A 26,568-nucleotide genomic window follows, 5' to 3' on the forward strand; every position below is an offset into this window, starting at 1 on the left:
CTGGAGTTTAGACCGCCAAGGTGACTTTATATAGATTTAAACGCGAAACCCTTTGTCGCAATGGCTTTTTTCAGGTGATGCGGTAATTTTATCACGGCTGGTGCTTGGAGCGCTCAGCCGTTTTTCTGCAATAGGTTGCGTACCAGATCCTTGTCAATGCTACCGGTCGGCTTCAGGCCATTATCCTTCTGGAATGCCATGATAGCCTCGCGGGTCTTTGTGCCGATTCGCCCGTCTGACCCGCCGGCGTCATAGCCATTCTTGTTCAGGATCAGTTGAATATTGCGGACGGCCTTCTCCATGTCGAGCGAGCCGGTCTTCAGGGGCACTTCGCGCCACTGTTCAGGAATGTTCAAAGCATTGGCATCGGCATCCATCGACTTCGGCTTCCAAAGTGCGGTGGCTGCTTTTGCACGTGCGAGCTGATCGGGATTCATTGCGTGCGCAACATCATCGCGCTTGGAAGCTGCATCCTTGTCGCCAGCCTCTGCGGCGATTGCAAACCACTTATAGCTTTCTTCCAAATTCTGCTTCAGACCTACGCCTTTGGCCGAAAGAATGGCGAGATTGAACTGACTGTCCTTGACACCAAGCTCGGCCGCGCGGGTAAACCAGCGTGCAGCTCCTTCATTGTCAGGCGCTCCATTGACACCTGCAGCCAAGAGTACTGCCAGGTTGTGCATGGCACTGGCATTGCCTTGACCAGCCGCAAGCTCATACCAGTGTATTGCCTTAACCGCGTCTTTGTCGACGCCAAGGCCTTTCTCGTAGAAATTGCCGATCCTGTATTGTGCAGGAGCAAAACCGCGCTCTGCTGCGAGTCTGTACCATTCGGCTGCCTTGGCGTAATCGCTGGTAAACCCGCGGCCATCCATGTAGCGGTCGCCCACTTCAAAAAGCGCCTTATTGTCTCCTGCGACGATTGCAGTGTGAAGCTCGTCCGGCAATCCCTCGGTTGGGATCGTGGGGATTGCCAAAGATTCCGGCGCCGCTGCCGGTACGGACTGTGTTGTCATATTGGTATCGACGGCATCGTTCACCGTGGATGGCATCTGTTGCTGCGCAGCGATGACACTTTCCACACTCACCGGTGCAGGCTGCACAGCAGCGAGTTCACGTGCTGGCGCTACCGGAGCAGGTTTTTGTACGAGCGGGGCTGGTGCTTTGGTGGCTGGGGCAATCGTGGAAGCAGTTGCCTGGGGTTTGGCAGAAGTGTCCAGGAAAGCAGCTTTCAACTGCAGTCCGACGATGGCAATCATGATCGCGCCGATAGCCAGGAGGATAGGCTTGCGCTGACGCGCAAGAAAACCTCGTTTAAGCGAGCCTTCCTCAATCAGTTCATCATGGACAGCTTCAGAACCCTGCTGGTTTTCCATTTCCAACGCTGCGGCCTGTGCAGCGCGCCTTGCTGCAGCGATGAAATCCGCTTTGCCATCATTATTGCTACCGGCAAGCTGCATTTCGCGCCGGTCATCACGCACGCGCTTAAGAATGGAATTCAGGTCCGGCATCCCGGAACCCGGCTCTAACGGACGATTGAGCAGGCTCGAGTCAAGCTCCGATTTCAAATCGGGCTCATCCAGCTCCATTTCAATATCCGGGTCCTGAGGCGTAACGAGTTTGTTACGTCCCTTGAGGCCGCGGGTGAGGCTGCCGAACAGAGATGTTCTTTCGCGCGGCTCGGTACCGGCCGTATCGCTATCATCAATAGCATTTATCTCGGCGCGCGGTTCTTCAGCCTTGGAGAAAACTGGCGCATCGAAAACAGGCTCGGTGATGACCGATTCCTGCATCGTCTGATCAGGAGCCGCGCGATATACAGGAATTGGCCCACTTTCAAGCGATGCCAGACGGTCTACAATCTTCAGCAAAGTATCGTGGATGGCTTCGAATGTTTTTGTGTTCCGGTCTTCAGATTTGCGCGCCAATCCTTCGAGAGTCTTCAGGTCACCCGCCAGTTCACGTGCAACGGCGCTGTCATGAGCGCTGCTTACCTCTGCCATATTGCGGATAGCTTCGGTGGCTGCGTTGCGGGCCGTCTCAACAATAAAATCACGGCTGGAAGCGATTGATTCCTCGATTGCATCCAGCCGTGGAGGGATCGCAGCAATTTCGGCATAGCTGTCATTTGACTTGGCGAGATGCTCGGCAAGCCCTGCGATCTGCAGCTCCAGATTATGGATAGCGTCCGAAGCTTTGTCGGTCTGCGGAACATTTTCGGCAATGAATCTGGCCATGTCATCGAAACGTGATTCAATGCTGTCTGTAAGCCGGATATCGCTGTGCTCATTGATCTGATGATGTTTGTCGAGCCGCTCGGTAAGTTCGGCAAAACGCTGGTCAACCTTGGTGCTGAAGAGCGGATCAATCGCAGGCTGCTGCGGCATTGTCTCCAGCTTGTTGATGACCTGCAGCACCCGGTCTTCAAGATCACGGAAATCTGAAATGCTGATGGCAGCAGGAGCATTCTGCAAATGACGAGCTACCGCAGCCAGATGCTCCGACAGCGCATCAATATTGACAGAGGGGCGCTTGGCTTGCTCGGTGAGATTGTCAACGCGCTGCGCGAGTTCGCCCATACGCTGAAGAATTACGTCGGAAGTGCGATCTGGTACCGATGCCTGAACGCTGGTTGCCAGCGATGCAATACGCGCTTCTAGGCGTTCAAATGCATCGGCTTCAGCAAACCGTCCGGATGACTGCTGAGAGGTAGCAACGATGGCCCGGCTGATTTCATCAAGACGATCATCAATCTGCTGCATGTAGCGCGCTGGCATGGATGCATGATGAGAAGCATCATTACGGCCAAGTTTCGCAACAGCCTGCTTCAGCTCGTTGAGATCGCCGCGCAGCATTGAAATGGTGGACGCATTATCCGGCTGCGTGTTGCTGAAATGATTTGCGGGCGCTGAGGACTGTTGCAGACGGCTCAAAGTCGTATTGTGCAGGATCGAGCTATTGGCTGTTTCGGCGTTGTTACGCATCTCGGCGCGCAACTGCTTCAGCTGAGCCGCTACGGCAGAAAGATCGTGCTTGCCATTTTGCGAGGGGCTTTCACGGCGGGGCGAAGGTGCCAAGCCGGCACGTGAAGCCAAAGCAGCAAAACGATCAGCTATATCGTTGCCTTCCAGCTCCGGCTCTGGCCTTTTCGGCTGCATGGCATTGCGCAATTGGCTTTCTAGCGCCTCAAGCGTGCGGTTGAGATTATCCAGCGACGTAGCATCACGGCGGGCGCGATTGACATTGACCTGTTCCATCAGTGACCTCTGGTTCATCATGGACGTCTGCTGCTCAAGTTGACGCGCCAGTTTCCTGGCAACTCAATTACGGGTGCTCAAAGGGAAAGCCGAAGGCGCATTACGCGTCGGGGCCAAACCGGAGAGCCGGGGCTTATGCCCCATGCGGTCCGACAAGCCGTGAAAAACAAATCACTTATAGACACGGTTCACCGTCACGCTGACATTGGCGAAACGTGGTAAACAAGTGGTTAAGACGTGAGTTAAAGCGCTAAAATAACAGCGAACTTCTTTCCGGCGTTCTGCTACAACAAGCAAACGCTCAGCTGACTGATTACAAGCTGCATCCTGCGGGGAATATCGAATGATACATCGCTGTCTGTTGATGCTGTTGGCTGCGATATCCATTCATACCGTACCAACTGTCGCACTTTCGGCTGAAACATCCGTGCGGGTAAATCAGCTTGGCTATCTGCCGGACGGCCCAAAATTTGCAACGATTGTTTCTTCGTCAGACAAGCCGCTAAAATTCCAGCTTACTGATGCAAAAGGCGTTTCAGTTTTGAAAGGTGTGACAAAGGTTTTGGGTGTGGACGCAATGTCCGGGCTTAAAACCCAAAAGGCTGATTTTTCAATCTATCAAAAGCCGGGCGAAAATTATCGATTGGCCATTGGCGGTAGCTCGAGCTCTCCATTTTCAATTAGTGCCAGTATTTATGATCGCTTGAGCCTTGATACCCAATCCTGGTTTTATCTGGCTCGAAGCGGGATAGAAATCAGAGAAGACATCGCAGGAAAAGCCTATGCGCGACCTGCCGGACATGTTGGTGTGGCCCCAAATCTGGGTGATACGTCTGTGCCTTGTCTTGATAACGAGACGGCAGCAAAAATTTACACCAGCTTCAAATGGCAGTGCAGCTACACGCTTGATGTAAGTGGCGGCTGGTATGATGCGGGCGATCAGGGCAAATACGTTGTTAATGCCGGCATTGCCGTTTCCCAACTCGTGGATACGGTCGAGCGTGGCAGGCTTTTTGCATCAAACGCTGCCAATGTATTGAGTGACCAACGTTCACGTTTGCCGGAACAAGGCAATGGCGTGCCGGATATTCTTGATGAGGCGCGGTGGGAACTGGAATTCATGCTGAAGATGGTGGTTCCTGAAGGCCAGCCATTTGCTGGCATGGTGCATCACAAGGTCCATGATACCGCCTGGACCGGTTTACCAATGTTGCCCCACAACGATCCGCAACCGCGCGCACTGTATGCTCCTTCGACCGCAGCTACGCTCAATCTTGCTGCGGCAGCGGCGCAGGGCGCTCGGTTATTCAAAGACTATGATGATCAATTTGCGGCGCGGCTTTTAACGTCAGCCAAACAGGCTTGGTCAGCGGCGCAGACGCACCCTGATATCATTGCACCTTCGGGCAATTTCGATGGAGGTGGCGCATATGGCGATGGCGATTTAAGTGACGAGTTTTATTGGGCTGCAACAGAATTATACCTTGCGACCAGTGATGAGACTTACCTTTCCGGGATCAAAAACTCTCCGTACTGGGACGGCGATGTATTCAGCAGGGGAGGGCATGGCGCATTTGACTGGGCAAACACGGCCGGACTCGCCAGACTGCACCTTGCTCTATATGGCAGGAAATTGCTTGCCCCCAAGGATTGGGAAATTGTCAAAACCTCTGTAGTTTCAGCTGCAGAGCGCTTTATCAGGCTCCAGCAGAAAGAGCCCTTCGGCCAGATATATCGTCCTGACAACGGCAAATATGACTGGGGCAGCAATCATTCGCTCCTGCAGAACATGATCGTAGTGTCTGCTGCATATGATTTGACCAAAAGGCCGGAGTTTCTAACAAGCGTTCGTGAAAGCATGGACTATCTTCTCGGACGCAATGCCATAAACACATCATACATTACCGGATATGGCACTTCTTTTTCAAAAAATCAGCATAGCCGCTGGTTTGCTCGTCAAGCGGATCAGTCGCTACCAAACCCTCCTTTCGGGTCGCTCGCAGGAGGTCCGAATTCGTCACTTGTGGACGATTTTTCCAAGGCAAAGCTGGCTGGCTGTGCGCCACAACAATGTTACTTTGATAATATTGAAGCATATGGTTCCAATGAGATCACGATCAATTGGAATGCTCCATTGGTTTATATGGCCAACTTTATCGACAATACGCGCGTGAAATGATCTGCATTAACGAATTGCATTGCCGATCCGAATAAATGCACCCACCTCAATCTCCCCTCGTAAAAACATAAGACATGTAAATTTTGACGTTTACGGAAACGTCAAAATTTGTTATACAGCATCAAATTCTGACGGCACGGATATCTGCGTGCTGTTTTTGCTCGTTTTTGTTTTGGAGGAAGCCGATGCCGAGTTACCGCGCGCCAGTTGAAGACACGCTTTTTGTTCTCAATGATGTTCTGGGTTTTGAGCGTTATAATAACCTTGATGGTTTTGCTGATGCTTCGTCCGATATTGTTGATGCAATTCTTGGAGAAGGCGCAAAGCTTGCGGAAAATACCCTGTTCCCGATTAATCAATCTGGTGATCAAGAAGGCTGTGTTCGCAATGCGGATGGCTCCGTAACAACGCCGAAGGGTTTCAAGCAGGCATTTGACCAATATCGCGAAGGCGGTTGGGTTGGGTTGGCTGTACCGCAGGAATTCGGCGGCCAAGGTTTGCCTTACGCGCTTCACGTAGCGGTCGGAGAATACATGGCTTCAGCCAATATGGCGCTGGTCATGTATCCGGGCCTGACGCAGGGCGCTATTGCGGCCATTCTCACCCACGGCACTGATGAGCAGAAGCAGGCCTATCTGCCGAAAATGGTCGATGGCACATGGACTGGCACTATGAACCTGACAGAACCGCATTGCGGGACTGATCTGGGCTTGCTGCGTACCAAGGCTGTGCCCAATGGCGATGGCTCCTACAAGATTTCGGGTCAGAAGATTTTCATATCGGCCGGCGAGCACGATATGGCCGAGAATATCGTTCATCTGGTTCTTGCCCGCATTGAAGGCGCACCGGAAGGCGTGAAGGGCATCTCGCTCTTCATCGTTCCAAAGTTCAATCTTGACGACAGCGGTAATCCTGGAACGCGCAACGGCGTGTCCTGTGGCTCCATCGAAGAAAAGATGGGCATCCATGCCAATTCGACCTGCGTGATGAATTATGACGAAGCGCAAGGCTTTTTGATCGGTGGTGAAAACAAGGGTCTTCGCGCCATGTTCACCATGATGAACGAGGCCCGTCTCGGGGTAGCGCTTCAGGGTCTTTCAATTGGTGAAGTCGCCTACCAGAATGCAGCCATCTATGCGCGGGATCGTATTCAGGGACGTTCCCTGACCGGACCAAAAGCACCAGACAAGAAAGCGGACCCGCTGATTGTTCATCCCGACGTGCGCCGCATTCTCATGACTATCAAGTCATTTAATGAGGCTGGCCGGGCATTCATTCTATGGTCTGCATTGAAGTCTGATGTTGCGCATCGCTCCGCAGACGAGGCTGAAAAGCAGCTGGCCGATGATATTCTCAGCCTGATGACACCTGTTCTGAAAGGTGTTCTGACAGATAAGGGCTTTGAGCATGCCGTAATGGCGCAACAGGTCTTCGGCGGTCATGGCTATATCGAAGAGCATGGCATGAGCCAGTATGTACGCGATGCGCGTATCGCCATGATCTATGAAGGTGCCAGTGGTGTTCAGGCGCTTGATCTGGTTGGCCGCAAGCTCGGCGCAAATGGCGGCCGTGCCATCATGGCTTTCTTCAAGGAAGTCGGTGACTTCTGTGAAGAAAATCGCGGTGATGAGAAGCTCGCCTTCTACACCAAGCATTTGAAGAAGGGTCTCAATGATCTGCAGGCCGCAGCAATGTGGTTGATGCAAAACGGTATGGCGAACCCTGATAATGCGGGTGCCGCATCAACTGATTTCATGCATTTGTTTGGTCTGGTTTCACTTGGCTACATGTGGGCGCAGATGGCCAAGGCCGCCAATACAAAACTGGCAGATGGCGCAGACAACAAGGCGTTTTATGAAACCAAGCTGATCACCGGCAAGTATTTCATGGAGCGTGTCATGCCTGAAACATCAGCGCATCTGGCCCGTATCCAAACCGGTGCCGAGACAATGATGGCGCTGTCGGCAGAAGCATTCTAAGCTGAATGCAACGCAGCCACAGGCCGCGCTGGCGCGGCCTGTTTCAGGAAATCTCGGGAGGATTGTAATGGGTGTGCGACCGGAAGACGTATTGGGCGTTCCTAAGCCTGATTGGAAAACCGACGATGTTGTAATGCTACAGGAAATGGCCGCAAAGTTTCTTGAGGCTGAAGTCTTGCCGCATTACGACCGCTTTGAAAAACAAGAGATTTTTGATCGTTCCGTCTGGGAGCTGGCGGGTGAAAATGGTCTTCTTTGTGCATCCATGCCGGAAGAATATGGTGGCGCCGGCGGCACCTACGCGCATGAAAGTGCGATCCTGGAGGCAATCAGCCATGTCGGCGTTGATGGCTTCGGTATAGCCCTGCATAACTCCATCGTTGCACCCTATATCCTGCATTATGGTTCAGAAGAGCAAAAGCAGAGATGGCTGCCAAAAATGGCAACCGGTGAGCTTATTGGCGCGATCGCCATGACAGAACCCGGCGCAGGATCTGACCTTCAGGGCGTCAAGACCAGTGCGAAAAAAGATGGCAACCATTATGTCATCAACGGCTCGAAAACCTTCATCACCAATGGTCAATTGGCCAATCTCGTCATCGTCGTTGCCAAGACTGATCCAGCCCAAGGTGCTAAAGGTACTTCACTGCTGATTGTGGAGACTGATGGCCAAGATGGCTTCGAGCGCGGCCGTAATCTCGATAAGGTTGGCCTGAAGTCCAACGACACTTCGGAGCTGTTCTTTAATGAAGTGCGCGTTCCAACTTCCAATCTCCTTGGCACAGAGGAAGGGCAGGGCTTTGTGCAATTGATGCAGCAATTGCCGCAGGAGCGATTGCAGATCGGTGGTACTGCCATCGCCATGGCAGAGCGCGCTATTGCCATTACCAGTGATTATGTGAAGGAACGCAAAGCCTTCGGTAAAGCTGTAATCGAGTTTCAGAACACGCAGTTCAAACTGGCGGAATTGAAGACCGAAGCGACTATAGGTCGTGTGTTCTATAATCATTGCGTTGAGCGTCATGTGAATGGCGGGCTCGACCCGGTGACTGCCTCCATGGCAAAATACTGGCTGACCGACCTGCAAAACAAGGTCGTGGATGAATGCCTGCAGCTGCACGGCGGTTATGGTTATATGAACGAATATCCGATTGCACGCATGTTCCGCGACGCTCGCGTCCAGCGGATTTATGGCGGCACCAACGAAATTATGAAGCTTTTGATCGCCCGCAGCCTTTGAGCCTGCGGTAGCAACAGGGAGTACATTATGGCCGACGCATATATTTACGATCACGTCCGCACACCGCGTGGCAAGGGCAAGAAAGATGGCAGCCTGCATGAAGTGCCTGCCGTTCGCCTTGGCGCGCATGTTCTCGAAGCCCTGCGTGACCGCAATGGCCTGGATACGGGTCTGGTTGACGACATTATTTATGGCTGTGTCGATCCTGTTGGTGAGGCAGGCGCTGTTATCCCGCGTTCTTCCGCCTTCGAGGCCGGATATGATTTCAAGGCACCGGGTATGCAGATTTCGCGCTTCTGCGCTTCAGGTCTTGATGCTGTAAACTTCGCTGCAGCCAAAATTGCTCAAGGCGCTGATGATATTGTTATCGCTGGTGGTGTCGAATCCATGTCACGCGTTGGTATGGGTATGTCGGGTGGTGCCTGGTATATGGACCCGTCAGTTGGCCTGCCGGGCTACTTTATGCCACAAGGTGTTTCTGCTGATCTGATTGCCACCAAATATGGATTCACTCGCGACGACGTGGATGCATATGCGGTCGAGAGCCAGAAACGAGCCGGTGAGGCTTGGAAGAAGGGTTATTTCAAAAACTCTGTCCTGAATATCAAGGACATCAATGGTCTGACTATCCTGGACCATGACGAGCACATGCGCCCCACGACTGACATGCAGGCATTGGCATCGCTCAATCCCTCATTCGTTATGCCCGGTGAGATGGGTGGCTTCAATGCTGTTGGCATTCAGGCGCATCCGGAAGTCGAAACCATCACTCACGTGCATCATGCCGGCAATTCGTCTGGCATTGTCGATGGCGCTGCAGGTGTCCTGCTCGGCTCCAAGAGCGCAGGTAAAGCATTGTCGGCCAAACCACGCGCCCGCATTCGTGCATTCGCCAATATCGGTTCCGATCCCGCTCTCATGCTTACCGGTCCAGTTGATGTGACAGAGAAGTTGTTGAAGCGCGCCAAGATGAAACTCTCGGATATCGATCTGTTTGAACTGAATGAGGCTTTTGCCGCAGTCGTGCTGCGTTACATGCAGGCTTTCGATATTCCACGCGACAAGATCAATGTGAATGGCGGGGCAATTGCGATGGGTCATCCGCTCGGCGCTACTGGTGCCATGATCCTTGGCACAGTTCTTGATGAGCTTGAACGCCGCAATCTTAATACTGCACTTGTCACCCTTTGCATTGGTGCTGGTATGGGCACTGCAACGATCATCGAACGCGTCTGAGGAGAAAGAAGATGACTTATACAAACTTCAAATTCGACGTCGATGCCGATGGTATTGCTCTCGTTACATGGGATATGCCCGACAAATCCATGAACGTCTTCACCGAAGAGGTCATGAAGGAGCTTGACGCCATCGTCGATAAGGTTGCTGGCGATGCGGCTATCAAAGGCGCAGTCATTACTTCCGGCAAAGATACATTCTCCGGCGGTGCTGATTTGACCATGCTCAAACGCATGTTCCAACTTTTCCAGGACGAGAAGGCAAAAGACCCCCAAAAGGCCGTTGAGTTGCTTTTCGAAACAACCGGCAAGATGGGCGGGCTTTTCCGCAAGCTCGAAACATCAGGCAAGCCTTGGGTTTCGGCCATTAACGGCACCTGCATGGGCGGTGCTTTCGAAATGTCGCTTGCCTGCCATGGCCGTGTGGTTTCGGATGATCCTTCCGTCAAGATGGCTCTGCCTGAAGTAAAGGTTGGTATTTTCCCTGGCGCCGGTGGAACACAGCGTGTGCCCCGCCTGACCAATCAGCAAGACGCTTTGCAGATGATGACGACAGGTTCCAGCCTGACCGCATCACGCGCAAAGGCGATGGGCCTGGTTCATGAGATTGCACCGGCCAAGAAGTTGGTCGAAGTTGCCAAGAAGATGATCAAGGATGGTCTGAAGCCAGTTCAACCTTGGGATGAAAAAGGATTCAAGCTGCCGGGCGGAGCGATTTACTCGGCTGCCGGTGCCAACCTTTGGCCTGCTGCCACGGCTATTCTGCGCCGCGAAACCTATGGCAATTACCCGGGTGCCGCATCAATCCTGAAATCTGTCTATGAAGGCCTGCTTGTGCCTTTCGATACAGCGCTCAAGATTGAACAGCGGTACTTCACCAAAATCCTGCAGACAACTGAAGCAAGCATGATGATCCGCTCCCTGTTTATCTCCTTGCAGGAGTTGAACAAGGGTGCTCGTCGTCCAGCCGACGTGAAGCCGACCAAATTCAAGAAGGTTGGTGTTGTCGGTGCCGGTTTCATGGGTGCCAGCATTGCCTATGTCACAGCCAAAGCGGGCATCCCTGTCGTGCTGATTGACCAGAGCGTTGAAGCTGCCGAAAAAGGCAAGGCTCACTCTGCCGATCTGATCACCAAGGAAGTTCAGAAAGGCAAGGCAACCGCCGAGGACAAGGAAAAGCTTCTTGGCCTGATCACTGCTTCGTCAGACTATGCCGATCTTGATGGTGCTGACCTTGTAATCGAGGCAGTCTTTGAAGATCGCGAAGTCAAACGTGTAGTTACAGAAAAGGTAGAAGCTGTCTTGAAGTCGGGTGCAGTTTTTGCATCGAATACCTCAACGCTTCCTATAACTGGTCTGGCAAAGGTTTCCGTACGGCCGAAAAACTTTATCGGCATCCATTTCTTCTCACCAGTCGACAAAATGATGCTTGTTGAGGTCATCATGGGTAAGAAGACCTCGGAAAAGGCGCTAGCTGTGGCACTGGATTATGTGCGTGCGATCAAGAAAACCCCGATTGTCGTCAATGACACACGCGGGTTCTACGTTAATCGCTGTGTCCTTCGCTATATGTCTGAATCATACAATATGCTGATTGAGGGCGTTCCTCCGGCAATGATCGAAAATGCTGCCCGCATGGCCGGTATGCCGGTGGGTCCATTGGCGCTGGGTGACGAAACAGCCATCGATCTTGCCCAGAAAATTCTCAAAGCCACGCTGGCAGATCTGGGGCCCAAGGCTGTTGATCCGCGTCATGTGGAATTGATCAATACCTTGGTCGACAAGTATGATCGCCGTGGCCGCAAGAATGGCAAGGGATTCTACGACTATCCTGCCAAGCCTGCGAAGAAGCATTTGTGGCCTGAACTGAAGACACTCTATCCGCAACAGGACGCCGACAAGATCGACGTGGAAGTCCTGAAGCAGCGTTTCTTGGTAACCATTGCGCTGGAAGCGGCACGTGTCATGGAGGAAGGAATTGTCACCGATCCGCGTGAAGCGGATGTCGGCTCAATTCTGGCCTTCGGTTTTGCTCCTTACACGGGTGGAACGCTGTCCTATATCGATGGTATCGGCGCGGCAAAGTTTGTAGAGCTCGCCAAGGGCTTGCAGCGGAAATATGGCGCTCAATTCAAAGCGCCGAAGCTGTTGCTGGATATGGCAGAAAAGGGCGACACGTTCTACGAACGCTTCAACCCTTATTCTGCAGAAAGCGAAAAGAAAGCCGCTTGATTGGAGTAGCGGGATCCGTTCAGAACGGTTCCCGCATTCTCTTGCTTGCAATAAAATATCTGGCAAATGGCATCAATAAAATAAGAAAGTTTTCCGCAATTCTTCTCGACTTTTGTTAAATTTCCGCTTAAAATCATTGCCAAGGTATTTTTTCCTTTTGTTTGGATGTATCCATGTTTTCACATGACCGCATATGGGCGGCCATCGACGCGCTGGCCCAACGTCACTCGCTTTCCGTTTCCGGATTGGCAAAGCGTGCTGGTCTTGATCCGACGACATTCAACAAGTCGAAGCGTTATGCGGCGGATGGCCGAGCACGCTGGCCATCAACGGAATCGCTGGCAAAAATCATGGAAGCCACAGGCGCTTCACTGGATGAATTTACCACACTGGTACATGGCAAGGTCTCTGCAACGGCAGGTTCAGCCATGCGTTCAATTCCGTTGCTGGGTTTTGCGCAAGCCGGCGCGGGCGGTTTTTTCGATGATGGCGGCTTTCCGGTCGGGCAGGGCTGGGATGTGGTAGAGTTTCCCATTGGTCCGGGCGACACTGTTTATGCGCTTGAAGTATCAGGGGACTCAATGCTGCCTTTATATCGGGATGGCGATACCGTTATCGTTGCCCCGGGTGCGCCTGTCCGGCGGGGAGACCGTGTGGTTGTTCGAACCAAGGACGGTGAGGTCATGGCCAAAATTCTGTCCCGGCAAACGCCTCGTACAATTGAATTGCAATCTATGAATCCTGAGCACACCAACAGGACATTTGACGCTGTGCATATTGATTGGATTGCGCGCATCCTTTGGGCAAGCCAATAGGGATTCGCATCGCATGCGTCAGATACCGCTCTATGTCCTGACCGTTTTGGTCGCGCTCACTCTGGCCTATTCGTTTATTGCGCCGTTTCAAGGTGGCCTTGAAACAACGATTGCATCAAATCAGGACGTCAGCGTCGCCGCTGAAGATTTCGAGTTGCCTGCAGAAATGCAGAATAATGCACCTCAAGAACCAGAACAGTCCGCGCCACCTCAGGAAGAGCCTCCGACAACCACAAGCAGGCTTCCTTTACGCCAGGTCGACCCGGATGATGCACCCGCACCTGTACAGGTGGGGCCTCTGGAACGGGTTGCGCCACGCCAACCTTTGAGTGAACTGGGGCAGGCGACGGCTCCCGCACCACCGCCAGCGGCTGTGCCGGTCGATAATACTACTGCCAAACCAATCCTGCTTTATCGGCCAGTCGCGACAAGCGCCGGGAGCATCGAAGCATCCGGATACAGAATTTCAATTGAAGGGATCAATGCGCCCGGCCCTGACGAAACCTGCAATTCCGATGGCACAGACTGGCCGTGCGGTATGGCGGCACGTACAGCCTTGCGCAATTGGCTACGCTCACGGGCAATCGAATGCAACGTACCGGACCAGCCTTCAGATGAACTGATTGCCACGCAATGCAAACTCGGAACAACCGACGTTGCCAGTTGGCTTGTTTCGAATGGCTGGGCTCGTACCCCGGAAGGTTCGCCGCTAGCCGATGCGATGAAGAAGGCTGAAGAACGAAAGCTCGGTTTGTATGGTAGTGCGCCACCGACTTTACCGGCAAGCAACGAGCTACCGTTGCCTCCATTGACGGACACTCCAGAAATCATCGAAGAACCGGCCTCGCCACCACCTGTTACAGCGCCAGACGCACCATTTCCTCCGGCACCACAGTAATGGCCAAACTCTGTCTGTCAGATAGAGTCGCTTAGTAAGGCGTCAGGCCTCGTGGCAAACAGCTTCAATATTATGGCCGTCCGCATCATGTATGAACGCCGCATAATAATTGGGATGATAGTGCGGGCGTAGGCCGGGCTGCCCATTATCATTTCCACCAGCCTCCAGTCCCGTTTTGTGGAAGGCATCGACAATGTCGCGGCTATTCACCCTGAAAGCAATATGAAGCGGTGGCTTGTTTGGCGTGCCACTGATAACCCAAAAATCAGGTTTACCATTCTCGCCAAACCCTGCCACATCGGCACTGCCTGTAACCGAAGCGGGAAACTCGACAATCAGGCTATATCCGATTGCCCCGAGAGCTTGAGAGTAAAACTTTTTACCCGCCTCGAAATCGCTGACAATTATTCCGGTGTGGTCGATCATGCGTTCCTCCAAACTGTTGGTTCAGAGTAACTCGCCCGCTAAAGCTTTTGCAACAAGCGCACGAGTTTCTTCGATGCCATATAACGCGACGAACGAACCGAAGCGGGGGCCACGTTCCTGGCCAATCAGAACCTCATAGAGCATCTGGAAGAATGAGACAGCAACACCCGGCCCACCTTCCGGACTTTTCTTCGTATGATCCTGATAGCGTTCGATAGCGCGTGCAACATCGAGAATGGCATTCTGTATCGTGGTGCCATCGGCATCCGAAGGCAGTGTGGCCAGCTTGTCCGACATTTCATGTAGTGCAACCCGCTCGACTTCGTCCGGCATGCGGAACTTCTTGGTCGGCTTCACGAAGTCATTGAAGTAACGGATAGCGTATTTCACCAGAGCGTCGAGTTCCGGATTTTTTTCCGGTGTCACGCCGGGAGCGTAACGCGAAATGAATCCCCAGAGTACGCCGCTGTTTTCCGCATTCGACGCACTGACCAGATTGAGCAACAGAGCAAAAGGCACCGGCATCTCGACCGTCGGAGGGTTGCCGGCATGCAGGTGCCAGACAGGATTGTTCAGCCGGTCTTTCCACGATTGACGCTCATAGGCGGACAGATATGTGAAATACTCATCCACCGCTTTGGGAATGACATCGAAATAGAGGCGCTTTGCAGTACGCGGCTTCTGGAACATATAAAGGCCCAAGCTTTCAGTTGGAGCGTAGGTCAGCCATTCATCAATGCTGAGACCATTTCCCTTGGACTTGGAAATCTTTTGACCGATGTCATCGAGAAATAGCTCGTAAACGAAATGCTCGGGTGCGCGTCCACCAAGTATCTCGCAAATACGATCATAGATGATGGCATTCGTCTGATGGTCCTTACCGAACATTTCGAAATCGACCCCGAGAGCCGCCCAGCGCATACCGAAGTCAGGCTTCCATTGCAGCTTGACGTTGCCGCCGGTCACGGAAAGGGTGGTTTCCACCCCATTCTCATCATCAAAGGTAATTGTGCCGTTCTTCGCATCGACATTCTTCATGGGAACATAAAGAACACGGCCGCTTGTCGGTGATATTGGCAGGAACGGGCTATAAGTTGCCTGACGCTCCTCACCGAGTGTTGGCAACATGACTTTCATAATGTCATCATAACGTTCGGCAGCTCTTAGCAGGACCTGATCGAAGCGACCTTGCTTGTAATATTCCGTCGCGCTGGCAAATTCATAGTCAAAACCGAACGTGTCCAGAAACCGGCACAGCATGACATTGTTATGATCGGCAAAGCTTTTGTAATCGCCGCCATAGGGATTGGGAACGGCCGAAAGTGGCTTGTGCAGATGCGGTTCAAGCATTGAGGGATCCGGCACATTATCCGGAATTTTGCGCATACCATCCATATCGTCCGAGAAGCACAAAAGATTGGTCTTGACGGTATCATTGGTCAAAATGCGGAATGCATGACGTACCATGGAGGTGCGCGCGACTTCACCAAATGTACCGATATGCGGAAGGCCGGATGGGCCATAGCCGGTTTCGAACAGAACTGTCTCGGGATAACCCGTCTTCTGATACCGTTTGATGATTTTCTGCGCCTCTTCGAAGGGCCATGCTTTGGCCTCTGCTGCCGCCGCGATCAATTCGGGGGTCAGTTCGATTTGGGTATCTGGGCGCGAAGTCATTCGTTTTTCCTGTATTTCCTGCTGTCTAGTGGAGCGGGCGGACACTATGGCGTGAGATATCCTGCGTCAATCACATGTCACCAAGTAATGGCCTGTCTGGAACTGATTTTAGCGATTATTTGGGAAGATCAATAAAAATCGATTGGGAAATACCGCAGATAGAGCTCTGATATTGTGCCTTTTGCTTCCATGCTCTTCAGGGCGAAGTTAAAGCCCTCGGCAAGATCGCTATTCTGGATCGTTGTGGCGATCATCAGCCCGTCTCCCAGAAACTGAGGGGCTGTATAAGGACGACCAGCAAATGTACAGCAGTTTGCAGCATCCGGGCTGCCGATCCAGAAGGACAGATCGGAACCATCTCCAAAGACGGCATCGATTTTTTTGGCTTTGAGATCCTTGAGCATCAACTCGCGTGTAGGGTACCCGACCCAATGGGATTTCGGGAAATAATCAGCGAAAATTGCCTGATGTACTGAATCTGCGATTACGCCGACAGTCTTGTTTTCCAGGGTCTTGTCAGATGGGGAGGGCAGGGTTTGGTCATTGCGTATCAGAAAGCGGGCAGCCAGTCGCATGTATGGGGCTGTGAATGTATATTTGCCCCGCAAGCTGGCTGTAGGTCGAAGACCAGCAAGAATTGCCTCTGCCTCACCGCTCTCCAGTGCCGACTGCAATTCGTTCCATGGGCGCGCTTCTATCTGACAGAGTGCCGTTGCTTCAAGCTCGGCACAGATCGCGCGGGCCAGATCAATATTGAACCCTGATATCCGCCCGGCATTGTCTATAAAGTTGAAGGGAGGGTAATCAACAGTCGTTACAAAGCGAATACGCTTGACCGCAGTAAGGTCAGGCTTGGATACCCGCTCACGCCCGTCCCAATAATGTGGAAAATCAGAGGCATTGGTCACCTGCGTCGCTAGCAGCAAAATGATCCCTGATAAAAAAGTGGCAATAGTTTTAGAGCGCATGGGATCTCGTGCAGCAAGTGATTTACCGCGAAGCTAGCGCATAAGGCCGAAAACGGAAACCGCTATTTGGCGTTCAGGCCATCGGTGTCTCATGCAGCCGGAAGTGATAAGCGCTATGACTGTTGGTTGTGATAAGTAGAAACTAAGTAGACTTTCGTATATAAACTAAATTATTGTTGACACGTCGCAATATATATTCTTTCTTGAAAAGAATTATTACAAAAAAATGTTTAACAATAATACACTCTGGATTGCGGCGCTGTATAAATTGCAACTTAACGACGATTATTGGGGCGATTAGTTAGATATGCAGAATGTTCGTCATGCTGCATAAGGCGCATGCAAGGAATTATGATCTGGAGGCTGCAATCGCTGCGCGGCTTTTCTGCGCTGGTGCAGCAAAAGAACAGGTGGTGACTGCGTTCAGAAATTATCGGAAGAATGGCACATCATTCATCGGTGAGCTCTATTGGGCAAGTGATCTGAACCATACACTGATAACCCGCTGCCTTTCAGAAGTAGCGGGCTTGAATTTCGAAGAAGTGTCGGCCTCTTCCCATGTTATCATTCCAAATGGGCAAAGGTTTGCCAGCTTGGCCCGAACGCCGCACATTCTAACCTTGACTGATGATCTGACCATAAAAATCCATACGTCACCCACTATGGCCCGCATTGCCCATATAAGGCAAAACCATGCGATCTCCGAAAAGGAGAGAGCACGTGAGACTTTCATTTCGCCATTGTGCCTCGCGGAGCTTCTTCGAACCAAACATGCGGACTATCTTGCGGGCAATGCAGTGAGCATGCTGGAGAACGCCACAGGGCATACCGCCAGAACGGTTGCCGATGGCCAGCAGGGGGCCGTCATCGCAGCGATCATCGTAACTTGTCTTTTCCTGATCATAATTGCTCCGGGAGCACTGTGGTCAACGCTGCATGTGCTTTTTTCCACCCTTTTCATGGGCTGTATCGCATTGCGGCTTTTGGCCAGCCGACATGTGCTTGCCTATGAAGCCCCGGCAGATACGGGCAAGAAAATTGAAGTTCCGGTGTATAGTGTGATGGTGGCTCTTTATAAGGAAGCGGCAGTCGTTCCCCAACTTGTTAGGGCGTTGAAAGCCCTCGACTGGCCCTGTTCCTGTCTGGAGGTTCTGTTTCTGTGCGAAGAGGATGATCATCCAACGCTTGCGGCTCTTCAAGGTGAGCTCTTGCCCGCAAGGTTCAGAATTACCCCTGTTCCGGCAACTGGCCCAAGAACAAAGCCAAAAGCCCTAAATTACGGGCTGCAACTGGCGGAAGGTGAATTTATCGTGGTCTATGACGCAGAAGATCGGCCACACTCCGGTCAATTGCGCGAGGCGTGGCAAAGATTTTCAGGGGCTTCCGACGAGCTGGGCTGCCTTCAAGCTCCCCTGGTTATTGCCAACGGCGCAGACAGCTGGATAGCGCGACAATTTGCATTTGAGTATGCAGCACATTTCAGAGGTCTTCTGCCTTGGTTGGCGAATGGGAAATTTGTCATACCGCTTGGTGGAACGTCTAATCATTTTCGCCGCGAATGTCTGATGCAAGTTGGTGGTTGGGACCCTTTCAATGTCACTGAGGATGCAGAGCTGGGATCAAGGCTTGCTCGCAATGGTTATCATATCGAGATGCTTTCCCTCCCAACTTTGGAGGATGCGCCCAACGACGTGAAAGTCTGGCTGAAACAGAGAACGCGATGGTTGAAAGGGTGGATGCAGACTTGGCTGGTCGAGATGCGCCAACCTTCTCAAATGCTGAAGAAAGTTGGTTTGAAGCGCTTTTTGATCTACCATTTGCAGACAACCGGCTTACTTGCGTCTGCACTGCTATTCCCCTTCATGGGGCTATTCATCATTTATGCGCTCGCGATGATCACTTTCGTGAAAGGCGCTGGTTTTGTCAGCCCTATCCTCATATTCGACCTGATGAATATTATCTCTGGTTTCCTGTCTTTTCATCTGCTCGGTCGTGCGGCGTTGAAAAACGAAAAGCCATCAGGTCCAATCGCTTCAGGCCTGCCATTATATTGGTTGTTGATTTCTGCAGCGGCATGGCGAGCTCTATGGCAATTATATGCGGCGCCCTTTCTTTGGGAAAAGACGCCACATCATCCTGCGCAAACTGCAATTTCATTCAAATGAAGTCGGGGCCATTTCCGATAATCAGCGAGTCCTCGTTGCCGATCACTGTCAAATCGCGATCCGTATATGGAAGGCTTAGTAGAATCCGCCGTATGACAGCAATTCTGGCGCGGCGTTTATCGTTGGAACGCACAATCGTCCAGGGCGCATGTGCTGTGTGTGTGCGAGCCATCATGCCATCGCGCGCCTTGGTATAATCATCCCATTTCTCTGCGCCGGCGATGTCTATCGGTGAGAATTTCCAGTTCTTCAATGGGCTATGGCGACGGTCATGAAAACGTTTGAGCTGCATTGTCTGGCCGATGTCCAGCCAGAATTTGAAAAAGTAGATACCGTCTGCAACGATCATACGTTCGAAACCCGGAGTCTCTTCCAGAAATGACTCATGCTGGTCTGGCGTACAAAATCCCATGACAGGTTCAACGCCACCGCGGTTGTACCAGGAACGGTCGAAGGTGACGAATTCACCAGCACTCGGAAAATGCGAAACGTAGCGCTGGAAATACCATTGTGTGCGCTCGGTCTCACTTGGTTTTGGCAGCGCAACATTACGCGCCGAACGTGGATTCATATATTGGCGAAGATTGAAAATCGTTCCGCCTTTGCCGGCAGCGTCACGGCCTTCGAAGACCGAGATAACCCGACCGCCGGTTTCCTGAAGCCAGCTTTGCATTTTGACGAGCTCGATCTGCAGCTTTTCCAGCGTTTCGGCATAATCATCCTTGGGCATTTTCTCCGTATAGGGAAAGCCACCCGATGTCAGATCGCTATCATCAATCCAATCCGGCAGTTTCGGATTGTTGATGTCGAATTGACGTTTCTTGCCATCAATCTTCAATTTGAGTGGCTGAATATCGGATTTGGATGATGTTGATTTCTTTTTTGAATCTTTGCCCAATGTGAACATCCTCAATTGACATAAATCCATGATATTGGGACAGCAGTGTATCGTCTAGTGACTAAAAACGCTGACAGATCGGGAGGTTAGTGCATGAGCATGTGGGGGCAGGATAGTAGCGGACTAAGGCGCCGGGTCTTGGAGCGCATTGTCCGTTCACGTTTCATCCTTGCCGCAGCCGCCTTCATCACTGCCTTGATTTTAGGAGTAAGTGAGTCCTGGTGGCTAAGCTTCGCTGTTTTGATGCTTGTACTGTTAACAGTCGTTGCTGTATCAGCCGCGCTGCCGCGGCAGGAGAATCTCGCTGCCACAGACCCCAGTGATCCGGCAATCTTTCATTTGTCGGGTCAACAACTGGCAGCCCAATTGCCCGATCCGCTGATTATTTTCGACCATGAAGGGACTATCCTTTATGTCAATCCGGCTGCGAGCGGCGCATTCAGATCAGTGGAGCGCGGCGGTGTGCTTATGCTGCACTTCCGTGCACCTGAAATGCAGACGCTGGTTCACTCGGTTATGGCAGATGGCGTATCGCGCTCGGTGGATTATTTCGAACGGGTGCCGGTTGAGCGCTGGTACAGCGCAACAGTGCTTCTGCTCGACCAGACAAGAGCCACTGATCGCCAGTATATTCTTTCATTCCGCGATCAGACAGAAGCCCGACGGCTTGAGCGGATGCGGTCTGACTTCATTGCCAATGCCAGTCATGAATTGCGCACACCTCTGGCTTCGCTAACGGGGTTTATCGAGACATTGAGAGGCCCGGCACGCAAGGATGAGGCTGCCCGCGAGAACTTTCTCGAGATCATGCAGAAGCAGGCTGAACGTATGGCACGCCTCATTGATGATCTTTTGTCTTTGTCACGCATTGAAATGAAGGCGCATATTGCGGTCAAGGACCAAGTGGACCTGACCGCCGTGCTAAATCATGTTGCAGATTCACTGCGTCCCGTGGCGACAGATCTCGGGATCACTATTGAACGCGACATCAGCCCGGGCCCGCTTAATGTACTCGGGGATCGGGATGAACTCACGCAGGTGTTTCAAAACTTGCTGGAGAATGCTTGCAAATATGGCCAGTCGGGCAAACGCGTTATTCTTGAACTCAAACAGACAGGTGACGTGATCAAGGCCACCGTTCAGGATTTTGGTCCCGGTATTCCGGATGAACATATTCCACGCCTGACAGAGCGATTTTACCGGATTGATGTCGAAACAAGCAGGGCGCAAAAAGGGACAGGCTTGGGACTTGCCATTGTGAAACATATTCTGACACGGCACCGCGCAAGGTTGGTAATCCGCTCGCAGGTAGGGGAGGGCTCATCCTTCACAGTCGTTTTCGGACCGCAGAAAATTTAGCCCGGGTCGTTTGACATGCCCAAAATAGAAAAGGCGCCAAACGGCGCCTTTTCATAAGATATCGAAATGGAAATTAACGGCGGCGGCGATCAGAAGCCGGCTGGTACGCCAGTCGCGAATGATATGTGCAGTAGGGCCCACCTTCGCCAACATCATTGCCGCAGAAATTGAAACCGGGCAGCAATGGATCGCCTACCGGCCACTTGCAGGTGCGTTCGCTGAGTTCAACCAGTTCGAGCTTGCGTGAGATCGGCACAACCACATCTGTAACGGTGCGTGTAACAACAGGCACAATGTCGGTGCTGTATTCAGCCTGCAAAGCCGTCGCTCCAACGCTGCGGTTTACCACGCGACTTGACATGTGACCAACAGTTGCCCCGCCGCTGCGCTGGCTGCTGGAGGCTGCTGTGTTGACTTTTTTGCTGCGCGTCTGCGAAGAAGTCGTCTTGCCGCGCCCGGACAACTTCAGCCGGTGCACCTTGCCGATAACGGCGTTACGGCTGACACCACCCAGCTGTGCTGCGATCTGGCTTGCACTCAGACCTTCGGCCCAAAGTTTTTTCAGCTGCTCTACGCGCTCATCTGTCCAGTTCATTGTTCCCTAGCTCCATATGGGGCTCTGTTTTGTACGGCTTTCAGACTGAATCCTTCCTCGCATCTGGACTGCTCCAGATTGTATCAGTACTATATCTATTCAGATGACGAGGACGCCGTACGAAATCTAGCTATTTCGTTTCTCAAGCTACAATATGCGATGACTCCGTGACAAGAGTCAGGCTTGGTTTGGAAGGGTGCTTTTTTTGGTTTTCCCCAACTTGAACGTTAAACTGTTGCAAAAATGACGTTTTACGGCTTTGTCGACAAATCAAATAATGGCCAGATGCTGAAACGGCTGGTTGAAGCCGAATTCCAGCAATATTTGTGATGTAAGTCTTTCAAACTGTTTATTTGACAATTGGAAAGTGAATGATGATATTGATGCCGTGTGGCCGCCCCCAAAAATGGCATTGTGGGGCGGCTTTTTGATTTAATCATTGCCGATTTCCTTTATGGATCAGCAGTTTGACAAATAGGGTTTTGGAGGCCCGGAAAAAATGACGGACGCAAACGCGCAACCGCTATACGACACTTATGCTCGTGCGGATTTGCGCTTTGAGCGAGGAAAGGGTGTGTGGCTGACGACCGAGAGTGGCGAAAACTATCTTGATTTTGCTGCCGGCATCGCCGTGAACCTGCTTGGCTATTCGCATCCGCATCTGGTTGAAACTCTGAAGACCCAGGCCGAGAAGCTTTGGCATCTTTCCAATATCTATGAAATCCCCGGACAAAAGCGTCTTGGGCAGCGGCTTGTTGACAATACATTTGCCGACAAGGTGTTCTTTACAAATTCGGGCGCCGAAGCGCTTGAATGCGCTATCAAGACCGCGCGCCGGTATCACTATGTGAACGGCAATCCGGAGCGGTTCCACATCATCACCTTTGAAGGTGCATTTCACGGCCGGACACTTGCGACAATCGCCGCAGGCGGACAGGCAAAATATCTGGAAGGTTTTGGCCCCAAGGTTGAGGGTTTCGATCAGGTTCCTTTTGGGGATGAGAAGGCTTTGAAAGCCGCGATCGGGCCTCAGACTGCGGCTATTCTCATAGAGCCAATTCAGGGCGAGGGCGGTGTGCGTCCTGTTGCCGACGAAGATCTGCGTGCCTTACGCAAGCTATGCGATGAGGAAGGCATTCTTCTCATCCTGGATGAAGTCCAGTCGGGCATGGGCCGTACTGGCAAACTTTTTGCTCACGAGTGGTCTGGCATACAGCCTGACATCATGGCTGTGGCCAAGGGTATCGGAGGCGGATTTCCACTGGGCGCCTGCCTTGCAACTGCTGAGGCTGCCAAAGGCATGACTGCTGGCGTGCATGGTACAACCTATGGCGGCAATCCTTTGGCAATGGCAGTTGGTAATGCGGTTCTCGATATCGTTCTTGCGGACGGTTTTCTGGATCATGTGCAAAAAATGGCCCTGTTCATAAAACAGGGATTGGCTTCCATCTCTGACCGCTACCCGGAAGTTATTTCTGAAGTGCGGGGGCGTGGTCTTCTGATCGGGCTCAAGGCCGTTGTGCCAAACACGACACTGGTTCAGGCTCTGCGTGATGAGCACCTGTTGACTGTGGGTGCGGGTGACAATGTTATTCGTCTTCTTCCACCTCTGGTTGTAAGTGAAGAGGAGATGCGCGAAGCGCTGTCGAAGATCGAAGCTGCGGCGGAGCGTCTTGCTCCTGCATCCAGACAGAAGATCGCGTGAGGGCAATCCAATGACAATCAAGCAGGATCTCCGTCACTTTACGGATCTCTCGGCGCTTTCTTCGGGCGATCTACGGCTCATTCTCGATGATGCACGTGCACGCAAGACCCGTCTCAAGGCTGGCAATGTTGAAAAGCCTTTCGCCGGTAAGGTGCTGGCGATGATTTTTGACAAACCATCGACGCGTACTCGCGTTTCGTTCGATGTCGGCATGCGGCAACTCGGCGGCGAAACGCTGATGTTGACGGGGTCTGAAATGCAGCTTGGCCGCAGCGAAACCATAGCAGACACGGCAAAGGTCTTGTCACGTTACGTGGACATTATCATGATGCGCACGACGACCCATGAACGCCTTATTGAGATGGCCGAAAATGCCACTGTTCCGGTTATCAATGCGCTGACAGACGACACGCATCCTTGTCAGATCATGGCCGATATCATGACTTTTGAAGAGCATCGTGGCCCGGTTAAGGGCAAGACGTTTGCCTGGACGGGTGATGGTAACAATGTCTTGCACTCGCTGGTGGAAGCAGCGGCACGCTTTGATTTCAATCTCAATATTGCTACGCCCGACGGCAGCGAGCCTGAGCGCAAATATCTTGATTGGGCAAAGGGTGCAGGGGGCAAGATCAAATTGACCACTGATCCCATAGCTGCTGTCGAAGGCGTTGATTGCATCGTTACGGACACATGGGTTTCCATGGGGCAGGAAAATCGTGCACGTGGCCATAACGTCTTCATGCCTTATCAGGTCAACGATGCTTTGATGAAGCATGCAAACCCTGATGCGCTTTTCATGCACTGCCTGCCGGCCCACCGAGGCGAGGAAGTCACGGATTCTGTCATTGACGGACCGCACTCGGTAGTCTTTGACGAGGCTGAGAACCGGCTACATGCACAAAAGGCTATTCTTGCATGGTGCCTTGAAGGAGGGCGCTCCGGTGTCTGAATCGTCAAGCTTTCCCGATGAGTATGTATTTGCCGGTGATGATGCCGTCGTACCATTTCAGGTTCAGGATCTGGACGCCCGTGGACGTGCCGTTCAACTGGGCTCGACGCTTGACGGCATATTAAACCGCCACGACTATCCGGAGCCTGTGGCGAAGCTTTTGGCCGAGGCGATTGTGCTCACTGTCCTGCTTGGCACATCGCTTAAGTTTGAAGGCAAGTTTATCTTCCAGTCCCAATCTGACGGGCCGGTGGATATGCTGGTCGTTGATTTTCGCACACCCAATTCTGTTCGCGCCTACGCCCGCTACGATGAAGATCGACTGGCAGACGCAATCGAAGCGGACGAGCTTTCGCAAGTCGAACTCATGGGGCGGGGCACCCTTGCTCTCACCGTCGATCAAGGCGAGTACTCCCAGCGTTATCAGGGTATTGTTGCCATGGACGGCTCAAACCTTGAAGAGATCGCGAAGACCTACTTCCGTCAATCAGAACAGATACCAACTGATGTGCGCCTCTCCGTTGCAAAATTGATTGCACGCGGCGAGAACGGCAAGCCTGTCGAACAATGGCGCGCCGGCGGTTTGATCGTGCAGTTTCTTCCAGAGTCTGAATTGCGTATGCGCCAGCGTGATCTGCCCGGCGGCGATGCGCCGACTTCCGAGCTGGATGCGGAAGTTGAACCTGTTGAGGATGACGAATGGTCAGAGGTAAAGGCCCTCGTTTCAACGATTGAAAGCTCTGAATTGACAGACCCGCAGGTCGGTGCCGAACGGTTGCTTTACCGTCTTTTCCATGAGCGTGGTGTCCGTGTTTTTGATGCTGTCACAGTCAATGATGACTGCTCATGCTCACGGGAGAAGATTGCCGGTGTGCTTTCGGGATTCACTGCTGAAGAAATCAACGACAGCATTGAAGAAGGCAAAATCAGTGTTACCTGCGAATTTTGCTCCACGCAGTATGATTTCGATCCGGCAGAGTTCCTGCCAAAAAACTAGGAACTTCGCTTTATGGAAATCCGGGATAGCAACGGCGCCGAGCTTAATGACGGCGATTCCGTCACTCTGATCAAAGACTTGAAGGTCAAAGGCACTTCGGAAACAATCAAGCGCGGCACGCTCGTTAAGAATATACGCCTGAATGGCCGGGATGGCGAAATCGAATGCAATACCAAGCAAGTAAAAGGTTTGGTGCTGAAAACTAAATTTGTCAAGAAAGCCTGACCCGCGAGGCTTTCAGGCCCGAAATTCGGCAGTCATCTCATGTGCGACTGTCACAACGATCAATATGATGATGAAGGCGCTGATAATCAGCCATAACGGCCATGGGCGTGTAGATTTCTTGGCAAGCAAACCGACAATCAGCCCAGGAACTGCCACAAGCGCGACGAGCTGGCTTGCTGCTTCCACATTAGTAGTAAAGCTGGGCAGGCGAAAACCAAAAAAGATTGCAGCAAGACCTATGAGAAAAGCTACAGCTGAGCAGCTGAGCGCTTTGATATAAGGCGATTGGGTGCGGTTGTTCTCTTGCATCAATTCAATGTCCGCAATTGATCAGGAAGATCAAGAGAAAATGCCGGAATTTCAATGTTGAATCGATCTCCGCCATTTGTTTGCATAACATAATGTCCAGCCATCACTCCCGATGCCGTTTTCAATGGACATCCCGATGAATATTGAAAACTGTCTCCGGGGTTCAAAACCGGTTGTTCACCAATAACGCCAGCGCCGCTCACTTCCTCCACACGTCCGTGTGCATCCGTTATTCTCCAATAGCGTGATCGCAATTGTACGGTACGCTCAGATTCATTGGCGATGGTTATGCGATAGCCCCAGACATAGTGGTTTGCAGCCGGATCGGACTGGTCCTCCAGATAAAACGGCTCAACACTGACCTCTATGTCGTGCGTGGTGGCTTTATACATTTCCGCTCTCATCGCGGGGCACTCTCCATCTCATCCGGAAACATTGCACGTGGTTCAATGTATTCGGT

At 52.2% G+C, this 26,568-nt stretch carries 21 protein-coding genes; 13 read left to right on the top strand and 8 right to left on the bottom strand.

Features of this window, described 5'->3' with window-relative positions:
* Positions 1–113 precede the first annotated feature (113 nt).
* Positions 114–3,278: an SEL1-like repeat protein gene (locus tag PMI41_RS05540; protein ID WP_052025838.1), complete on the bottom strand. Its 3,165-nt coding sequence runs from the start codon at positions 3,276–3,278 to the stop codon at positions 114–116.
* A 322-nt stretch (positions 3,279–3,600) separates the two neighbouring features.
* Here PMI41_RS05540 and PMI41_RS05545 point away from each other — a divergent pair, with 322 nt between their 5' ends.
* The 7 genes from PMI41_RS05545 (at position 3,601) to PMI41_RS05575 (ending at position 13,835) form a co-directional block, all read left to right on the top strand.
* The gene (locus tag PMI41_RS05545) at positions 3,601–5,436 is read left to right on the top strand and encodes a glycoside hydrolase family 9 protein (RefSeq protein WP_008122639.1); all 1,836 of its coding nucleotides are present in this window, start codon (positions 3,601–3,603) and stop codon (positions 5,434–5,436) included.
* 185 nt (positions 5,437–5,621) lie between these two features.
* The gene (locus PMI41_RS05550) at positions 5,622–7,415 is read left to right on the top strand and encodes an acyl-CoA dehydrogenase C-terminal domain-containing protein (protein ID WP_008122641.1); all 1,794 of its coding nucleotides are present in this window, start codon (positions 5,622–5,624) and stop codon (positions 7,413–7,415) included.
* Positions 7,416–7,482: 67 nt separating this feature from the next.
* Positions 7,483–8,655: an acyl-CoA dehydrogenase family protein gene (locus PMI41_RS05555; RefSeq protein ID WP_008122643.1), complete on the top strand. Its 1,173-nt coding sequence runs from the start codon at positions 7,483–7,485 to the stop codon at positions 8,653–8,655.
* Between the two features lie 27 nt (positions 8,656–8,682).
* Positions 8,683–9,891, top strand: a complete 1,209-nt coding sequence (locus PMI41_RS05560; protein WP_008122645.1) for an acetyl-CoA C-acetyltransferase — start codon at positions 8,683–8,685, stop codon at positions 9,889–9,891.
* An 11-nt stretch (positions 9,892–9,902) separates the two neighbouring features.
* Positions 9,903–12,122 carry a 3-hydroxyacyl-CoA dehydrogenase NAD-binding domain-containing protein gene (locus tag PMI41_RS05565; RefSeq protein ID WP_008122646.1) on the top strand — a complete coding sequence of 740 codons (2,220 nt, stop codon included), beginning with the start codon at positions 9,903–9,905 and terminating at the stop codon, positions 12,120–12,122.
* Positions 12,123–12,295: 173 nt separating this feature from the next.
* The gene (locus PMI41_RS05570) at positions 12,296–12,937 is read left to right on the top strand and encodes a helix-turn-helix transcriptional regulator (protein WP_008122649.1); all 642 of its coding nucleotides are present in this window, start codon (positions 12,296–12,298) and stop codon (positions 12,935–12,937) included.
* A gap of 13 nt (positions 12,938–12,950) precedes the next feature.
* A complete protein-coding gene (locus tag PMI41_RS05575; protein ID WP_008122650.1) occupies positions 12,951–13,835 on the top strand; it encodes a thermonuclease family protein in 885 nt (294 codons plus the stop codon).
* A gap of 42 nt (positions 13,836–13,877) precedes the next feature.
* Here PMI41_RS05575 and PMI41_RS05580 read toward each other — a convergent pair whose 3' ends face one another.
* From PMI41_RS05580 to PMI41_RS05590, 3 genes are all read right to left on the bottom strand, one after another.
* On the bottom strand, positions 13,878–14,261 hold the full coding sequence (locus PMI41_RS05580; protein WP_008122654.1) for a VOC family protein: 384 nt from the start codon (positions 14,259–14,261) through the stop codon (positions 13,878–13,880).
* A gap of 21 nt (positions 14,262–14,282) precedes the next feature.
* The gene (locus tag PMI41_RS05585; RefSeq protein ID WP_008122655.1) at positions 14,283–15,938 is read right to left on the bottom strand and encodes a lysine--tRNA ligase; all 1,656 of its coding nucleotides are present in this window, start codon (positions 15,936–15,938) and stop codon (positions 14,283–14,285) included.
* A gap of 128 nt (positions 15,939–16,066) precedes the next feature.
* On the bottom strand, positions 16,067–16,906 hold the full coding sequence (locus PMI41_RS05590) for a transporter substrate-binding domain-containing protein (protein ID WP_008122657.1): 840 nt from the start codon (positions 16,904–16,906) through the stop codon (positions 16,067–16,069).
* 323 nt (positions 16,907–17,229) lie between these two features.
* Here PMI41_RS05590 and PMI41_RS05595 point away from each other — a divergent pair, with 323 nt between their 5' ends.
* On the top strand, positions 17,230–19,071 hold the full coding sequence (locus tag PMI41_RS05595; protein ID WP_052025839.1) for a glycosyltransferase: 1,842 nt from the start codon (positions 17,230–17,232) through the stop codon (positions 19,069–19,071).
* Here PMI41_RS05595 and ppk2 read toward each other — a convergent pair.
* Positions 19,064–19,969, bottom strand: coding sequence for a polyphosphate kinase 2 (gene ppk2, locus PMI41_RS05600; RefSeq protein ID WP_008122661.1), 906 nt, complete (start codon positions 19,967–19,969; stop codon positions 19,064–19,066). The genes PMI41_RS05595 and ppk2 overlap by 8 nt on opposite strands.
* Before the next feature lie 93 nt (positions 19,970–20,062).
* On the opposite strand from ppk2, the gene phoR reads away from it, so the two are divergent.
* Positions 20,063–21,328 carry a phosphate regulon sensor histidine kinase PhoR gene (gene phoR, locus PMI41_RS05605; RefSeq protein ID WP_008122665.1) on the top strand — a complete coding sequence of 422 codons (1,266 nt, stop codon included), beginning with the start codon at positions 20,063–20,065 and terminating at the stop codon, positions 21,326–21,328.
* A gap of 73 nt (positions 21,329–21,401) precedes the next feature.
* Here the strand turns inward: phoR and PMI41_RS05610 are convergent, their stop codons facing one another.
* Positions 21,402–21,923, bottom strand: coding sequence for a GcrA family cell cycle regulator (locus PMI41_RS05610; protein WP_008122667.1), 522 nt, complete (start codon positions 21,921–21,923; stop codon positions 21,402–21,404).
* A gap of 499 nt (positions 21,924–22,422) precedes the next feature.
* Here PMI41_RS05610 and PMI41_RS05615 point away from each other — a divergent pair, with 499 nt between their 5' ends.
* From PMI41_RS05615 to PMI41_RS05630, 4 genes are read left to right on the top strand one after another with little or no spacing between them, the layout of a single operon-like run.
* Positions 22,423–23,628: an aspartate aminotransferase family protein gene (locus PMI41_RS05615; protein ID WP_008122670.1), complete on the top strand. Its 1,206-nt coding sequence runs from the start codon at positions 22,423–22,425 to the stop codon at positions 23,626–23,628.
* A 10-nt stretch (positions 23,629–23,638) separates the two neighbouring features.
* Complete coding sequence (gene argF / locus PMI41_RS05620; RefSeq protein ID WP_008122672.1) at positions 23,639–24,577, top strand: ornithine carbamoyltransferase; 939 nt, start codon at positions 23,639–23,641, stop codon at positions 24,575–24,577.
* Positions 24,570–25,574 (top strand): Hsp33 family molecular chaperone, encoded by a 1,005-nt coding sequence (locus tag PMI41_RS05625; RefSeq protein ID WP_040853832.1) that lies wholly within the window; start codon positions 24,570–24,572, stop codon positions 25,572–25,574. Before argF ends, PMI41_RS05625 begins: the two co-directional genes overlap by 8 nt.
* 12 nt (positions 25,575–25,586) lie before the next feature.
* Positions 25,587–25,799, top strand: coding sequence for an alkylphosphonate utilization protein (locus PMI41_RS05630; protein ID WP_008122676.1), 213 nt, complete (start codon positions 25,587–25,589; stop codon positions 25,797–25,799).
* A gap of 12 nt (positions 25,800–25,811) precedes the next feature.
* Here PMI41_RS05630 and PMI41_RS05635 read toward each other — a convergent pair whose 3' ends face one another.
* Positions 25,812–26,108 (bottom strand): hypothetical protein, encoded by a 297-nt coding sequence (locus PMI41_RS05635; protein WP_008122678.1) that lies wholly within the window; start codon positions 26,106–26,108, stop codon positions 25,812–25,814.
* Complete coding sequence (gene apaG, locus PMI41_RS05640; protein ID WP_040853833.1) at positions 26,108–26,500, bottom strand: Co2+/Mg2+ efflux protein ApaG; 393 nt, start codon at positions 26,498–26,500, stop codon at positions 26,108–26,110. Before apaG ends, PMI41_RS05635 begins: the two co-directional genes overlap by 1 nt.
* Between the last annotated feature and the right edge of the window lie 68 nt (positions 26,501–26,568).

It is taken from the genome of Phyllobacterium sp. YR531 (assembly GCF_000282595.1).
GTDB lineage: Bacteria > Pseudomonadota > Alphaproteobacteria > Rhizobiales > Rhizobiaceae > Phyllobacterium.